10 protein-coding genes are annotated in these 16815 nt (G+C 39.0%); 2 read left to right on the forward strand and 8 right to left on the reverse strand.

Translation table 11 applies throughout. The annotated features are described in order from the left end of the window. Nucleotides 1-204 precede the first annotated feature (204 nt). The 4 genes from R2R28_RS23895 to R2R28_RS23910 form a co-directional block, all read right to left on the reverse strand. On the reverse strand, nt 205-3123 hold the full coding sequence (locus R2R28_RS23895; protein ID WP_316828173.1) for a triple tyrosine motif-containing protein: 2919 nt from the start codon (nt 3121-3123) through the stop codon (nt 205-207). Between the two features lie 772 nt (nt 3124-3895). Beyond that, nucleotides 3896-4555, reverse strand: a complete 660-nt coding sequence (locus R2R28_RS23900) for a GDSL-type esterase/lipase family protein (protein WP_316828174.1) — start codon at nt 4553-4555, stop codon at nt 3896-3898. A 168-nt stretch (nt 4556-4723) separates the two neighbouring features. After that, a complete protein-coding gene (locus tag R2R28_RS23905; RefSeq protein WP_316828175.1) occupies nt 4724-6814 on the reverse strand; it encodes an FUSC family protein in 2091 nt (696 codons plus the stop codon). A 171-nt stretch (nt 6815-6985) separates the two neighbouring features. Then, nucleotides 6986-8359, reverse strand: a complete 1374-nt coding sequence (locus R2R28_RS23910) for an ATP-dependent nuclease (RefSeq protein ID WP_316828176.1) — start codon at nt 8357-8359, stop codon at nt 6986-6988. Between the two features lie 1225 nt (nt 8360-9584). On the opposite strand from R2R28_RS23910, the gene R2R28_RS23915 reads away from it, so the two are divergent. Together R2R28_RS23915 and R2R28_RS23920 are read left to right on the forward strand one after the other, a co-directional pair. After that, a complete protein-coding gene (locus tag R2R28_RS23915; RefSeq protein WP_316828177.1) occupies nt 9585-9770 on the forward strand; it encodes a hypothetical protein in 186 nt (61 codons plus the stop codon). A gap of 437 nt (nt 9771-10207) precedes the next feature. Then, nucleotides 10208-10399 carry a hypothetical protein gene (locus R2R28_RS23920; RefSeq protein WP_316828178.1) on the forward strand — a complete coding sequence of 64 codons (192 nt, stop codon included), beginning with the start codon at nt 10208-10210 and terminating at the stop codon, nt 10397-10399. Between the two features lie 834 nt (nt 10400-11233). Here R2R28_RS23920 and R2R28_RS23925 read toward each other — a convergent pair. The 4 genes from R2R28_RS23925 to R2R28_RS23940 all read right to left on the reverse strand — a co-directional run bounded on the left by R2R28_RS23925 (nt 11234) and on the right by R2R28_RS23940 (nt 16617). Beyond that, the gene (locus tag R2R28_RS23925) at nt 11234-11596 is read right to left on the reverse strand and encodes a hypothetical protein (protein ID WP_316828179.1); all 363 of its coding nucleotides are present in this window, start codon (nt 11594-11596) and stop codon (nt 11234-11236) included. 339 nt (nt 11597-11935) lie between these two features. After that, complete coding sequence (locus tag R2R28_RS23930; protein ID WP_316828180.1) at nt 11936-14389, reverse strand: outer membrane beta-barrel family protein; 2454 nt, start codon at nt 14387-14389, stop codon at nt 11936-11938. Nucleotides 14390-14527: 138 nt separating this feature from the next. Further along, nucleotides 14528-16267: a PspC domain-containing protein gene (locus tag R2R28_RS23935; RefSeq protein WP_316828181.1), complete on the reverse strand. Its 1740-nt coding sequence runs from the start codon at nt 16265-16267 to the stop codon at nt 14528-14530. A 14-nt stretch (nt 16268-16281) separates the two neighbouring features. Continuing rightward, complete coding sequence (locus tag R2R28_RS23940) at nt 16282-16617, reverse strand: PadR family transcriptional regulator (protein WP_316828182.1); 336 nt, start codon at nt 16615-16617, stop codon at nt 16282-16284. Nucleotides 16618-16815: the final 198 nt, after the last annotated feature.

Here is a 16815-nt window from a genome sequence, read left to right on the forward strand (position 1 = left end):
CGTTATTAAAATCAAATCTATAGGAGGCGCCATACAATAGCACAATTTAGCGCTACTACACAAACCATACACAAGACCTCATTTAAGGAAAAAATACGAAATACAGGCCTACATTAGCCCTACACAGCAGCCGCAATACAACTGAAAAACAGACACTTAAACAATTACCTCATCATTCGTCACAATTGTAACAAAAACATTGATTTAAGGGGCTTTTTGTCGGGCTATTTCGATCAGAAATTCATATAAATTTGTTTCTGGTTTCAATTGAAGTTTCTTTCTCAGGCGGTAACGGCCTACCTCGATGGCTTTTATGGTTACATTCATCAGCTGTGCCATTTCTTTTGAGGAAAGATTCATGGATAAATAGGCACAAAATTTCAGGTCGTTCTGACTTAAATCGGGGTAAAGGTCTTTAAGTTTATTAAAAAATTCGGTATTTACGTGGTTAAAGTGTACGCTTAAATGATCCAGTTCCTGGTCTTTTTTTTCTACATCTCTGATCAGCCTGATTAAATGCCTGAAGCTTGGCGAACTTTCGCTGATATCGTGGTTTTTGATTACTGTAGAAATTACTTCCTTAATTTTGGCGAGCACTTTACCACGCTGCACCAGGTGCATCGTCATGGTAGAAAGCTCTTTATTTTTATAATTTACATCAGCCTCCAGCTTTTCATTCTGCAAGCGTACTATTTCTTTTTCGTTCCGGTCTAGTTCCAGCTGGTGCAGGTAACTCATCCGCTCCTGCTCTTTTAGGTGTTTTTGTTTTTGCCACCTGATGATTAACCTGACCAGGATGATCATCAGCATGAAATAAAATATCTTCATCCAAATGGTATTATACCAGGCAGGCAAAACAACAAAAGTATAACCTACCAGTGCAGATTCGTTACCTACATCGGTGCGGGCTTTAACATTAAAAGTGTATTTACCGGCGGGCAAATTGGTATAGTCTTTTTCACTTTTAGTACCCCATGCAGACCATTCGCGATCGAAACCCACCAGCTGGTAGCTGAATGTGATATTTTTATCATGCTCAAACAAGGTTGATGCATATTCGAAATGAATGGAGTTTAGGCTATTGGCATATTCGGGAAAAACGTTTTCATCCTGTTTATGTGCAATTACACCCTTTTTAACAAAATAACCGCCAAATACCACACTATCCTTTTTCCCAAATAATTTAATCATTCCCAACACCACATTTGGTTTGGTTATGTTTTCAATGTATTTACCATAGTTTACATGATAAGCGCCTTTGTTAGCGCCAATAAATATATTCTGGCTATCCATTGCATAAATAGATTCGAAACCGCCAACTACTTTACCATCAAGCTCAGGCAGGTAAAAAATAGTAAAGGCATTACCTCCGGCAGGCTTTTTAAAATCGATTACACCAACTTTTTTATTGGTTACAAACCATATATTGCCATCATTATCCTCTTTCAAGTACTGAATCGATACTCCGTTAAGGGCATTACCCAATAACTTTAAACGGATAAACCTGTTTTTTGCTGCATTGTACTCGTAAACTCCATCAACGGTAGCAATTACCACCCTGTTTTTTACATGGTAAACATAATTATAAAGTTTATCCGGCAGTCCGTTTTTATCGGTAAACATGGTGGTGCGCAATATGCTCCTGTGATCAGGTTTTAGCTCAATTTTATATACCCCGTGGTAAGGGTGCGATGCCCAAATCTGATCGGGATTGTTATTATCGGCCACAATAAAGCGCAGGGTTTCCCTTAAACCTTCAATTTTTCCTCCATTGGTAAATGTATTGCCATTATAGGTCAATTTTTGCAAGCCCCAATAAGTACCGGCAATTACCTCACTGCTGGGATAAACATTATCGAGGCTTTGGTACATCCAGGTACCTGGTAAACTGTAAAGTAATTTTGCATTATTTTCATGGATCAGGTAAGTACCATCCTCATGTGCCATTAATAACTGGCTGTTAAACTCATCCAGGCCCCAAACCTGCCCTTTAGTATTTTTTACCTCCTCAAAATTTGCTGTGGCATAACTTAAATCAGGTGTGGCAGCATTTAGTTTAGCGGTATATAAACCGTTTGATGTGCCGATATAGATGGATTGGTTAAACTTCCTGAAAGCATAACTGGTAATCTGTTTATTGCGGTCGGGAAAAATATTTTTAATGGCACTGTTAATGGCTACATAGGCTATTCCGTCATCTAAAGCCAGCCACATATTTTTATCCCTGTCGAGCAGAATACTCCTTACATTATTATTTTGCAGGCCTTCCCTGTAATTATATTTCTGTACCAGTTCTCCGCGTTTATTCATGATGTAAACCCCGCCAGATGTTGTACCCACGCCATACAGGTTCTGGCTAATCTGGTTGGCAAAATAAACCCTGTCGTTAAAAAAAACAGGATCAAGTTTTGTTTTTAATGAAATAAGCTTGTGATCAACGATTAAAAAGAATCCGCGTTTTAGGGTAGAAACCAATAAAGTATCGCCTCCATAGGGCAAAACTGCGGTAACAGAAAAACGTTTTAAAATGGTATCGGTACAAAAAGGTTTCCACATGTCATGGTCAAACACCATCAGGCCACCAATTTGGTTCTGCGAGAAAACCTTGTTGTTGGCCATCCCCATAAACTGCCAGGTGGCATTTATTTTATAACTTTTTACTACGCCATCCTTATAATGCAAAATGGCATTTACCGATCGGAAGAACACCTCATCATGAACAATGGCAATATCCCAGATATCAGCCAGCTTTCGTAAGTTTTCGGGTACTAAATTTAATAAGGAAGTGTACTTTAAAAACCCATGTTCATTTGGATAATAGTAGCCAAATTCATCCTGCCCGCCAACATAAATCCTGTTTTTAGAATCTATACCGATGGAGCGCACTGAGGTATAATTTGGCAGGCGGTAAAGGTTCCAGTACCTGCCGTTAAAAGTGAGCAGGCCTTCGTTATTGCCAAAATACAGGATGCCATTTTTATCTTGTTTTACCTCCCAATTCTGTATCCCGCCATTATATTGCTCATTATTGTAATTCACGATCTGCGGAATCCCTAAAAGATCCTGGGCAGAGGCATCGTAACCTATCAGAAGGGATAAAATAACAAGTAGAAATTTGTACATAAGGTTAGGGATGATTGGAACGCAATAATAAATATATAATTTTAATTCTTACCACCTTACTTACAACACAAAGAGGTAAGCAATTTATGGTTGAATATAAAACATTACGTGCTAAGGCTTACTAAGGTGGCTTAGGTGGTGAAAAGAAGATGGAAAAATCAGTGCCTTAATTTGGAGCGGAATGCCAGTGGTTCTTAGCTATGCTCCGGCCCCGCTTTTCCTGCTCCCGATGAAAACCCTATCGTGTGGACACATCTTTTAGGCACTATGCTAGCTTGCTTTGAAATAACACAGCGCTTACCGAAGCAGGCCCGTCAATCCCCAGGGCCAGGAAAATCAAAAAAACAGGCGTACAGCAGTACAAATGGCACTATCAAACCTAAAACGCAGTGGTTTTGTGTTTCATGTTTGCAAAAACTTTTCGCCCAGCCCTAACAAACAAAACAATTGCCACTGTTTTTTTGATGTGTATGGGGATTGTGTAAAAGGCCCCTTGCTGGATTGACAAAGCATTTTTGCATACTTTTGATGCCGCAAAAGTTTGATGCCTTGCGGCATAGGAGCAAATAAAACTAATCTAATATTTGTGTTCACACAATAGGATGAAAACCGGGATCCGTTCAATCGGGGGCTATGGTTGATTGGGCAGCAAATTAAAATTTAGGTGCGTTATGGTGATTTAGGTGGTAAAACGATTAAAATAACTATGCTTTTTATAAACCAACTCAGGCACCTGAGATCACCTAAGTGCTTATAGTTACTGCATTAAAAATTACTTCATTAAATGTGGTTCTACCGCCTTCCGCCAAATGGCATAACCTGTAGCATTCATGTGCAGCATATCTGCTACAAATAATTCCGGCCTGAGTTTACCTTCTTTGGTTAACATTAAAGAATAAACATTTACAAAAGTGGTGTTGGCTTCTCCTGCTAAAAACTTTTTGATGAGGGCATTAGAAGCCACTGCTTTCTCCTTAAATTTACCCCTGCTTGGGCTTGGTTTGATCGAAATATAAACAATAGGTATGTTTGGCAACTTTGCCCTAATGGCCTGGTATAGTTTTATGGTGCGATTTAAAACGGTGTCGGGTGTTACCATATCATTTGGCAAGTCATTTTCGCCAACATAAAGTACAATCTGTTTCGGCTGATATGGAAAAACCACATCGTTTAAATAATACGTAATATCATTAATAACCGCACCGCCTATGCCACGGTTTAAGGCATTGTATTTAGCAAAAATCTGTGTACAATCATCCCATTTACGGATAGATGAACTGCCTACAAACAGCACCGGATGAACGGGTGGTTTGTACATCTGGTCGTATTTTTTAATGGTCTGTACATCGTCCCAGAAATTAGGTTTCTTTTGCGCATAAGCGGTAAGGATTAAAAAAGAGAGCAGAAAAAGGCTTAACAATGATTTTTTCATATAAATAAGGGATATGATTTAAAGCGCCCAATATATCAATATCAACAGTTTTTAAGGTTAATCAATCAAATTTATTACGGATATATGGCCAACTACTTTAGTTCTATATTAATTACCATAAATGTGCGGAGAATAATATGCGTGGCTATTTTCTGCTGATTTCGCAAATTATGAAGATGATTTTCTCCTAAAAGCACCATTAAAATGGCTAAACGCTACAGATAAAGCTTCAATGTGCACCAGTTTCTGTTTGGTAGAATGATCATTCTCCTGGTCTATTTCATCAAGTTTCAACGTGGCAGTATCTGGTGGTACAGCTTCATTGCTCAGGTTGTTCACAATTTGGTTTACTACTGCAGGATCTGCCTGCCCGGGTTTATGGTTTAGCGAAAGGTAGATAGACGTAATAATCGCATTAATCTGGTAAATGGTTGATTGTACACCATACAACGCATTAAAATCGAGGTGTTTGCGCATAGGCTCCTGACTGGCCGAATCAATAGCTTCGCTCAGTGCCGATAAACTCAGATTAGCATTTTTCCGTGCCATGCGTGAAATATTTTCACCCAGGTTTTCCTTCCGCTCAATGGCTACCTTTAAATACTGTAAGCTATTGTGTGTGGCTTTATTAATTTTCTCTTTCAACTGCCGGCTGTCCCAAATTGGGAAAAGATAAGTAGCGAAAATAGCAATCACGCAACCCAACAAAGTAAACAAAATCCGGTCGTGCACAATATGGTCGAAATGCCCCTGGTAACTGCCCAGCGTTAAAATTACCGCAGGCGTAATAAAGAGCACACTAACGGTATAATTTAGGCGGTTAAAAGCATAAAAACCGAGGAGGAAAACCGCTGAAAAAGAAAGCAGTACAGCCGGACTCTTTACCAAATAAATCATGACCAAACCAATTACAACCCCACCGAGGCTCCCTTTTAAACGCTGTAAATTCCTTTTCCAGGTGATTGAGAACTTGGGCCTGGCTACAATCACCAGTGTTAAAAATAACCAGTAACTGTATTTACTTGGCTCCAACTGCCAGATTAATAAAAAACCAAAAAGGAAACAAATAGCCAGTCGCAGCGAAAACCTGAAGATCGGCGATTTTAAGGTAAGGTGTTCTTTAATCGAGAAACGGTCGCCGGTAATAAATAAAGGATAAGAAATTGCACCACTCAGTTCCTGCAGGTGTTTTTCTGGTGTGCGCTCATTCCCCCTGATCATTTCGATAATGCGTACAATATCGTTCATGTTCGAAACCACCTTCAGCACTATTTTGCGCTGGGTTTCGTTCAGTAATTCCATTTCCTGCAACAGCATTAAACGTTTCTGGTAATATTCTATATTGGTGGCCACCTCGCCCTTATAAGCCTTTGCAGAGCGAACGTGCCTACCCAGTTCTTCTAATTCTTTGGCAAGCAACTCAATCAGGTTGGCAATCAGTTTTAAACTCGTACCTGTAGCTAGCGTACTGCGTACTAAAGCATAATCATAATGCACAGCATTCAACTGTTCGTATAAATCGATCAGTAACCTCGCCCGCTCCAGCAACAGCTGGCCTTTGGGGTTATCGGGATTCATGGCGTACTTATCGGTAAGCAACAAATTGCGGATCAGCTCATGTTTCTGGTTTACTTTAATGTGTAGTTTAATGGCTTCTTTCTGTTGCAAATCGAGCGGTACATCCACATCATAGTTTTTAGCCTTGGCATTTAAAAATACAGCACTGCTCATTAAACATTCAAAAATGGCATGGTGCAGGGACCGGTAAGGCCGGATCAAAATCTGAATCAGGCTGATGATATAATACCAAACGCCACCCACCAATATATAACTGCTAAAATACAATGGCCTGGCCGGGTGTAGCCCCATTACAAAGGTGCACACAATTAAAGCCATGGTACCAATTAACGACAGTTTCTGTCCGTACACGGCAAACATGGAACAACTGAAAGCTGCCAACACCACAATTACCGCGGTAAGGTATGGATTGTACAATACTGATGATACCACCAGGGTAGCGCAGAAAAACACAATAATGCTGGATAAGGCAGTTTTGAGTTTATTCAGGCGGTTATCGGGCAAATCGGTTAAGCTGATTAGCAAAGCACCCACGCCTATTCCTTTTGCAGCCTCGGGGTTACCTAAATAAAAGAATAAAATAATGGGCAATACCACAGTAATGGTGGTGCGCAGGGCATCAGAAAAGTACTCGCCTAAAAAGAAATAGGTAATGGTAGAGCCGATACTGTTTTTGGCCATGAATAAACTGCTAGTTAGAAAGCCGCAAAGGTAATAAATATAATGCATGCATATTAAATGGTTACAAATACAAGATACCAATTTGTTTTTTCGACTTTAGAAAACCAACTTAGCGCAAGTCTTAGCGCTTGAGGCCGTGTATCGTCCTAAAATAGGTTTACAGGTTTTCGATTATACTTCTAATATATATTTTTTAACAAATTCACGCGCCTCTTTTAAATCATCGCTTTCCAAAAGATCTTTTTCCAAAACTTTGTTTACCCACTTTGGCCCATGATTACCAACAGTAAGATCGAAACATTCAATCTCACCTACCTCAAGAATAATTAAGCCTAGATTTTTAAAAGCTTCATTTATTCTGTTGTACGATTGAGTTGCATTGCCTGCCCTAATACACTTTTTCCCTAACCGTTTTGCTACGCCCCAAGCTGATGCCTTCTTAATTGTTGATTCAAGTTCCTTTATATTGTCATCCGTCACAACAGTATTAGTAATTTTATCGAGAATTTCGATGATGTTTTTTTTCATGTCATCAGAACTAAGTTCTGGACGTTGAGTGTCAATGTCACTCTTTACAATTTTCCAATCATCTTTAATATCATCCCAGACCCCACCAAGCCCAACAAAAACATCTTCCAACGGTTTTTGATTATTTAGTAAATCAAAGTCTCCAATGACAATCAATGGTACGTTCAGTTTCTTAAGTGCATTTATTGCAGTTGGGAATTGATGTTTTCCTCCGCACTGAACGTAATGTATATCTGGCGAACTAATATTTGCGTCATCGATTAAAGCAGATGATATAGCAGAAAAAAAACGAGAGTCGCCTTCACTCTCACACAGTACAACTTTTGCATGAAATAATCCATCAAGTATATTAGAGTGCTTTAGTATTGGTTCCTTCCATATTTTCTGTAAAGCTTTATTATCTAACAATGTTGTTTTCGTATCATTTCCTTCGCGTAGAAGCCTAACAACAATCAGTCTTTTTCCACCATACGCCAGCATTCCTTTAAGAAAATGTTCACTGTGAGTAGATATGAAAAGCTGTTTGTCTTGATTAAGATTCTTCGCTAACATTTCTCCCAAAAGCATTGCTTGTGGTGGATGCAGAAATGCTTCAGGTTCGTCAATAATGTTTATTGAGTAATTATCAGCAAATAAACTTAAAAAGACACCAGCAAAGCTTTTCATTCCGTCACCCTGGGTTTGCAACTGCCCCATTTTGTATATCTTTTCGGAATATTCTTTTGATACTCTATCATTATCTTTAGTACTCTCTGGCCTATCCCCAACGTGTAATGGTATTACCTGTCCTCCATCATGATTGACAATCAAATCATGCTTAAATGCCTTTCTAAATAATCTTGAAAAATTTAATTCGATATCAGTATTTTGTTTCAGACGCTGAATCGGTGTGGTTGCCCTTTGTCCAAATGAAATATTTGGTGATGGATTAACTAGGTTTAAACGATCTTGAGTTTCTAATTTCTTTAAAAATAAGCCAATAAGATTTACAGGATGGACAGGTCTGCCATCTATCATTTTAGATTCTGATTGAGAGGCCCAACTAACAACTATTTGCTCCGCTGAAAAACTAGTTACTATGTTATTATTTTCACCATGTGTAGAATATTGACCTTGTGATGTTTTTCTTGGTTCAAGAAAGTCTAAAACTTCATTAATCGAGCCGTTTTTAGAAGTTAAACTAGAATCGATTATGAACTTTTAGTATGTGCGTCAGACGGGCCCGTAAGTGATGTATGGATTTCTCTCAAGGTCAAACTTTTTCCAGAATTATTTGCACCAACAAATAATACGATGGAATCTTCTTGAAGATTTAACGTTATTCCATTTTTAAAGTTTATTGCACTAACTGATATTGAACCTTTCATGAGAGTTATTTTTCGATCAAAATAGACATAAAAGATCTATTTGCCAAACCATCTCTAGCGCAAATCTTCGAGCCTTAGCCCGTGCAACGGTCAGACTTGTGCTTACAATTTAGTTATTGAAACTTAATTAAAAAGATTGCTTCACTCCACCTCACCGCCCCTGCCCTTCGGTTCGCAATGACGAATAGGATTAATTACTTTTTGCGACTTACATACAACGGTCGTCATTGCGAGGAGGCACGACGAAGCAATCTTACAACGATCGCTATAACCCATAGTAGTAAGATTGCTTCGTCGGCTGAAAAAGCCTTCTCGCAATGACGGATTGGGCGATTAATAACTATCAACAGACTTACATTAAAAAGTTCGTCATCCTCGCGCAGGCGGGGATCTTAAAGCGATTAGCTTATTGCATTAGGATTCCCAATCAAGTTGGGAATGACGTATCGCGCTGAAATAGTGATCAAACAAACACGTTCTGTAAATAATACCGATTTTTATACAATAAATTTAAAGTCGAAATGGCGCGATGAGGGGCGATTCGCTATAGTACACCAAACCTCGGTCCCCGGTCTTTCCGACTTTGGACTACCTCTTTACCTTGCGCCCTTTGCCGTTAAAAATCGCCAAATACTTTTCAATCTCACCCTCTTGATAGTAACTAACCATTTCGTTATCTTAGTGCTATCCCTTTTAACTGTGTATCAATTATTTCCCATCCACACGGTTAATCAAATCATCCCACATTTTATTAACGGGTTTAATTACCCATAAAATTTAAAGGCTATGGCTTTATATGGTATGATAAGGAAACCTCCGCGTTCGCTAAACGTAACGAAGAACTGGCCACTGCACCAACCGAAAAACTGAAAGAATTGCGCAACACGGCCAACGATCTGTATTACAAATTGCGTACACGGATTAATTCGAACCTCGATATTAACGATTGTGCAGAACCATGGGCATCAACCGTAAATCTGCTGAACCAGAACATCAGCACTTATACGCTGTTGCAAACCCGCCGCGCAGCAGGAACTGGCGGAGAGCCATCGGTAAGCTAAAATTTTAACCACGGATGTACGCAGGTTTTTTGATGGATGTTCTATCTGTGTGCATCCTTTTTATCTGTGGTTAAATTTATAGTCAGGTTCGCAATGGCGAAATAGGAAATAATAACCAAATTCCAAACAGAAAATGCCAGATCAGGTAGATTGCTTTGGATGCTACCCCGTTGATGATTGTAGAAGTACCACTTTGCGCGCTTTGCGTTTCTTTTCTCTGTGACCTTTGCGGTTAAAAAGAAATAAAATTCCAATTTCCCAACCTAACCTCCGATTAAAATTCTCTTAAATTTGCGGGAAACCTGTTTAACACCCCGTTTAATTTCTCCGCAGATTGAAAAAGATTAAAAACGCAGATCAACGTCAAACTAATTTTACGATTACCAAAACAATTACCTTTAAAAAAGAATTGTATTTATACACCAATAACATTTTATATGAAAACGAAAATAATAATTTTATTCGCTGCTCTTGGTTTAACGTTATCAGCATGTACGGGTAAAAAAGCTGGGGAGGAAAATGCCGACACCATGCATAAGTATACGGATACGAGCAAAATGACCGACAGTACGCATACGGATGCTACCGCAGATTCGACCACAAATGCTCCGGCTGATGTTAAGCGTTAAAACCCAAATAAGCGCAGGACTGTATCATTGTTAAATTAGATTAAGCCCACGCATCCTTCGACAGGCTCAAGGATGACAGATTTAAAAATCGCCCGTCATTCCCGCGCAGGCGCTATTATGTGGACACATCTTTCAGGCACTATATAAGGCACTATGCTAGCTTGCTTTGAAATAACACAGCGCTTACCGAAGCACGCCCGTCAATCCCAGGTGGCGGAAGGATCAAAAAAACAGTTGCACAATAGGACAACTTGCACTACTAAACCTGAAACGCAGTGGTTTTGTGAAAGTATCACTCAAACTTTCATTGAGCACAAACGAGCAAAACAAAGTGCTGATGTTTTTTTGATGAGCGTGGGATGGTGAGAAGCCACATTGCCGGATTGACAAAGCATTTTTGCATACTTTTGATGCCTCAAAAGTTTAATGCCTTGCGGCATAGGAGCAAATAAAACTAATCTAATATTTGTGTCCACACGATAGGCGCAGGCGGGAACCACGAAGTGCTCAGCGAAGCTAATCATAATGCAACCTGCAATCCCTACTAAGGCATTACGATTGCCAGTCGAGCCGGCAATGACGATTCTACGCACTGTCATTAAACCTCCAATGTATTTGAAAAATGCTAACCTCTACCATTGACAGATTTAAAAATTGGCCGTCATTCCCGCGCAGGCGGGGATCTTAATGCGTTTGCGCATAACTTTAAGATTCCCAACCAAGTCGTGAATGACGAGCAAACTCCAAACTCCCTGCGCCAACTTTAAATTATAAGCACCCAACTCTGTGTTTCTTTGCGCCTTCTCTCTGTGCCCTCTGTGGTTAAAAACGCGATCATTCCGATAGTTTCTTTTTAATCCCTTCCGTTAATTTCTTCACCTTCATATAACCCGCTAAAGAGCTGTTCCTTTTATCAAAATCGATTACCAGCCAGCCTTTTTTAGCTTTCAGGTTAAACTTATCGCTGCCGTTTAAATTTACGAACAGATCTATATTCTGGTCCAGGGGAAGTTCGTTGTTCAGGGTGCTATCCAGGTATTTCTCCAGTTTATCTGTTTTATTTTCATCGTACTTCGCCACAAATTTAAAACCGGTACTGTTATCTAGTGTGCTTAGCGATAAATTTCCCTCTCCGTTGTGGCAGCCAAATACTATAGTGGTAACTAAAATTACGATACTGCATATTATATTTTTCATTGTTATTGGTTAATTGTTTAAATCGGTTAATTGACGAGAGAAGTCGACTCACAGTTCCAAACTTATCTACTTGGTTGATGGTTTAATAGTTGATCGTTCATGGCTATCAATGACAGATTCTAAAGAATGGTCGTCATTCCCGCGCAGGCGGAAATCTTAATGCAACCTGCAATCCCTACTAAGGCATTACGATTGCCAGTCGAGCTGGCAATGACGATTCTACATATTTAAAAATTCTAACCTCTACCATTGACAAACGCCCAACTCCAAACTTATCTACTTACTTGATGGTTTGGATAATCAACTCAGGACTCCGGACTAAAGACTCCCGGCTAAAACCTACCCTCCTGCTCTGTTCTTAATATCATCCGCAGCAGTTTTCCGGTTCTGGTTTGATTTCAAATTCTGATTACCAAAGCTATAACTGATATTGAATGAAGCCCTTCTGCTGATATAATTGTTCTGAACCCTTAAATTTACATTTTGATAATCGAGTGTTCCTTTCCAGTAATTGGTTTGGAAAATATCATCCACATTTAACTTAAGTTTTAAAGCTTTATTTAAGAAGCTTTTTTGCACGCCTATATTTAAAGCATTCTGGTAAATGGTAGTCCGTTCCAAACCGCGTACACGTGGCGAATTTAGCCAGTAGTTAATTTCCAACGCCCAATTATCAGGCAGGGTAATGGAATTGGTAATGTTAAAATTGTACGCTACTTTACTCAGCATAAAAGGAGCGCCTTCGAGGTTATCATCATTAAACTTATTGTAAAGCAGGTTAAAATTATTTTGCAGATTCCACCATTTCGTGATCGCAACAGGGAAATATAAACCTGCATTATAATATTGTCCGCTACCAATGTTACCCTGGCCAACCGTAACAATCCTGGTCGTATCATTTTGTGCTGTTTTACTATCCAAAATCAAATCTTTTGTTCTGGCATAACTTAGGGAGATAGAGAGGCCACTTTTGTAGTTATAACTTACTTCAAAATTATTGGTAAACTGCGGTTTTAAATATGGATTTCCTTGTTGTATGGTATAAGGATCCATATAAAAATTAAAAGGGTTTAATTGCTGGTAGTTTGGCCGGTCTATCCGCCTGCCGTACGAATAACGTAAATTACTGCTTTCTGAAATCTTCTGATTAATAAAAACGGTTGGGAATAACGATAAGTAATCTTGTTTAGCTTCGGTATTATTGGTTACCGATGTGCCGGTAGATTGTGTATACTCGGCCCTTAAACCTGCCTGAATTTGCCACTTACCTAAATCTTTAGATAAGTTTACATAGGCTGCATTTACATTTTCCTTATAGATAAAGTTATTGCTTTGCCCCACTATATTCTGCCATTCGTTATTTACCAACGCCGACGAAAGGAAATCGTTATTGGTTTTAACATAGGTGCTTTTTAAGCCTGTTTCCAGTTTGGTGGTTTTTGATATTGGCCAGGTAAAATCAGTTTTTGCAGCATAAATATCGATGGCTGTTTTACTATTATTCCTGATCACTGTATTGTTGTAAATAACCCCTTTATTATCGTAAAAATTGGTATTAAAGTTTTCCAGTCCAGCGTAATCAAAGCCAGAGTAATCAGCATCGAAGTTTAAGCTTGCTCCTTCCTTTTTAAAATCGTGTTTGATATTGAAGTTAGCGCTATAATTTTTATTCGGGGTATTGGCGTCAGAATTCAGGATTAACGAATTATTGTCGGTAACCCCGGCTTTAATCTCATTAATAAAGGTTTGCGAAAAATTATCCAGTGTACGTGTGCTTCTGCTGCCATCGAGCATAATACCAATAGTGGTTTTTTCACCTGCGTAATAATCGGCACCAAGTTTTGCAGCCAGGCGCGAACCGTTATATATTTTCTGGAAATTCTGGTTAAACAGACTTTGTAAACCATTGGCATTGGTACTTCTTTCTAAAAACAGATTCGAAAAATTATTATTTTTTGATGCATTTGCATTGGTATAAAAATTCCATTTTTCTACGCGGTGGTTTAAATTGAAGTTAAGCTCCGATCCGTAAATATTGGTTGGTAAATTAGCCCTGATGGCATTGCGGTAACTTGATGAAACACTTCCATTGGTACCAAATGCCTTGTTCTTTTTTAATTTGATGTTGATGATCCCTGCATTGCCAGCGGCATCATATTTGGCAGATGGGTTAGTAATAATTTCGATAGTAGCAATCTGGCTGCTGCTTAAACTATTTAAGTAGACCGTTAAGTCAGACGCCGATAAAAAGTTATTCTTTCCATCAATCATTACCATTACACCGCTTTTATTATTCAGGAGGATTTGTTCATTTTGCCTGTCTAATTGTACACCTGGTGCCTTTTCCAAAATCTCAAGGGCGGTACTTCCTGCAGAAACGATACTGCTTTCTACATTTAGTACCGTTTTATCAATCTGGTGTTCAACAAATGGTTTTCTACCCTGAACACTCACCTCATTCAGCTGTTTAGTTACACTTTCAATACGGATAGCGGTTAAGTTCAAATCTCCATCTAGCGAAAAACGATCGGTCTTTTTGGTTTTAAAACCCACAACCGAAATCGATAACTGATATGCACCACTCTTTAACTCATCAATTACAAATTCTCCGTCAATATTGGTTGATACACTTTTAATCGCTGTGGTATCGGGATAATTTAATACCCTCACAATGGCAAACGACACCGGAACAGTCTTTTCATCAACGATCTTGCCCGTGAGTTTATTTAATTTTTGGGCAAAAGAAGCCCCACACACCATCAGGCATGCAATTAGCGTAAATAATGTTTTCATGGTTTCTTCTTTTTAGGTGTACCCGTCATCTCAGCAGAAGCGCAATCCCTAACTTTCGGGAGAGAGATCTGTTAGAATAGATTTCTCGACTGCGTTGCACTCCGCTTATAATGACGATTTTTTTAAATAACTAAACTATTATTCGAGTTTGATCCCCAGTTCCCCTTTAACTTCCCTGATCCTGTTTGAAACAGAATCCTGGTAAATCACATCATCGGTTTTATCCTTTTGCAGCAACTCTAAATCAAGTAGTTCTTTTTGAAGTTCTTCTTTTTTAATGGCCTCTTCTTTTAATTGCGCAACGCATTTCAAACCATCTTCCGTCATCACCCAAACACTGTAATCGTTATGGTCGTTCTCCGTATTTCTGCAATCCCAGGTCCAGTAATTATTAACATAACGGTAAGCATCTTCCTTTAAAATCAATTTGGTACCTACCGGAATTTCAAGATTTAACCTTACTTCCTGGTTTCTCCAGATTGTTCCTTTTCTCAATTGAAACCGCGGACTAAAAATCAACTCTGAATTTTTCACTTCGTAACTGTAACTAATGTTTTGTGCATTCTGCAACGCACTTTGAAAGGTTTTGCCCTGCGATTCGTATTTCTGTGTTAAACGTGTAACGCCCGTTTCGCTTTTGTTAATATCAATGCGGATATGGTTCGGCGAAACAAATGGTCCATCTTCAAAATCATCAACCACAATCTGGTGGCGGTTGTTGGCATCGATGTGGTATGCTACACTATCCTCTTTACTGAAATATTTGCTTTTATCAATATTGATGGTATAAACCGGATAAGATTTAAGGTCGGTTGTTTGCGTTAACTCTGCATGTTGCTTAAATTCTGATGATATTTTAGCAGCCTGGTAACCCGTTACAGCCACTCCGGCCAGCCAGATAATTAACAGTGCAAAAGAAAGTGTTTTATTAATGGCCTGCTTATTAAATGCCACCCTGATGGAGAATAATACCAAAGCTAAAATCGGCACGAAACATACAATAAATGCGCCGAACAGAATGATGCCCCTGTTACCTTCGTTAACAATAGAGAAGGGAAAGTATTCATAAATACTGGCATCCCAAAAACCCTGGAAAGCCGCAACACCAATAATCAGTGCGAGTAAAAAGAGTACTCCAAACACCACAATAAAGCCTGCAATTACTTTAAAAATCACTTTTCCGGTGCCTGATATAAAGCGGCCAAGCCATTCGAAAAACTCACCGATAAAAATACCGAGGCGGCCAAGTATCGGCTGTGCATGTTTGTTTACTTCTCCCAAACGCTCTTTAACCGCCTGCAATTCTTCGTCAAGGTTCTTCTGAAAACCCTGTAAGTTTGCCGGCTCACCTTTCATTTCCATACGTTCAACACGCGATTTGGCTTTAGGCATGATGATCCACAACAAAGCGTAAACCAACAAACCAAAACCACCCAGAAAGCTGATCAGGAAGGTAGCCAGACGGATCCATTTAGGATCGGCATTTACATAATGTGCAATACCAGCACACACACCTGCAACCACCCGGTCGTCCATATCACGGTATAATTTTTTCTCTACATACTGGTGTTGATAGGTATTATTAACCACAGGTTCCTCTTCACCTTCCTCTGCCGTATCAAAATCCTGTACCTTACCCATCTGTGCAATTACCGATTTTACATTGGCCGAATCTACTACCTGTTTTTTCTGCTCTTCCAATTGCTCTGTTAACAGTTCGGCAATCCGGTTTTCTATATCCGTTACAATTTCAAGGTCATCTGCATGGTTGGCAAAATACTGTTTTACTTCGTTCAGGTAGGCCTTTAAGAGTTCGTAGGCACTTTCTTCAATGTGAATAATCGTGTTCCCTATATTTATGATGATGGTCTTTTCCATTTCCTTTTTTAAAATTATGAATTGGCTCCTTTTTGTGAAATACCTACAGCATAAGCCAACTCCTGCCAGGTTTGATCTAATTGTGATAAAATACCCTTACCATCTTCAGTTAAGGTATAATATTTACGCGGTGGACCTGAGGTAGATTCTACCCAGTTGTAGCTTAACAAACCGTTGTTTTTAAGCCTGGTTAATAATGGATATAATGTACCCTCAACCACCAATAGCTTTGCCGCCCTTAATTCGGCAATAATATCCGAAGCATAAATTTCGCCACGTGAGATGATTGATAAAACACAGTATTCCAGAATTCCCTTCCGCATTTGCGTTTGCGTATTTTCTGCTATCATATAACAAAGATATATGTTTTATATACTACCATGCAATACATAGTACTAAAATAAATAAAAGTAAGTCTATAAAATGCTGACTATCAAACAAATAATTTTAAATAAAATTTTGTGCTGTAGAAATAATTCAGTAATAATTGAAAATTTTACTGTTTTTTTGGAAAAGAAAGGCCCTGTAATACTTCGGTTTCTGCAGTC

The organism is Pedobacter miscanthi (assembly GCF_032678605.1).
GTDB lineage: Bacteria > Bacteroidota > Bacteroidia > Sphingobacteriales > Sphingobacteriaceae > Pedobacter > Pedobacter miscanthi_A.

Bases quoted from the DNA above. Each gene is read 5' to 3' on its own strand.
- R2R28_RS23910 (WP_316828176.1), bottom strand. From the start codon at position 8,359: ATGATAGATGGCAGACCTGTCCATCCTGTAAATCTTATTGGCTTATTT.
- R2R28_RS23940 (WP_316828182.1), bottom strand. From the start codon at position 16,617: ATGATAGCAGAAAATACGCAAACGCAAATGCGGAAGGGAATTCTGGAA.
- R2R28_RS23895 (WP_316828173.1), bottom strand. From the start codon at position 3,123: ATGTACAAATTTCTACTTGTTATTTTATCCCTTCTGATAGGTTACGAT.
- R2R28_RS23905 (WP_316828175.1), bottom strand. From the start codon at position 6,814: ATGGCCAAAAACAGTATCGGCTCTACCATTACCTATTTCTTTTTAGGC.
- R2R28_RS23900 (WP_316828174.1), bottom strand. From the start codon at position 4,555: ATGAAAAAATCATTGTTAAGCCTTTTTCTGCTCTCTTTTTTAATCCTT.
- R2R28_RS23935 (WP_316828181.1), bottom strand. From the start codon at position 16,267: ATGGAAAAGACCATCATCATAAATATAGGGAACACGATTATTCACATT.
- R2R28_RS23925 (WP_316828179.1), bottom strand. From the start codon at position 11,596: ATGAAAAATATAATATGCAGTATCGTAATTTTAGTTACCACTATAGTA.
- R2R28_RS23920 (WP_316828178.1), top strand. From the start codon at position 10,208: ATGAAAACGAAAATAATAATTTTATTCGCTGCTCTTGGTTTAACGTTA.
- R2R28_RS23930 (WP_316828180.1), bottom strand. From the start codon at position 14,389: ATGAAAACATTATTTACGCTAATTGCATGCCTGATGGTGTGTGGGGCT.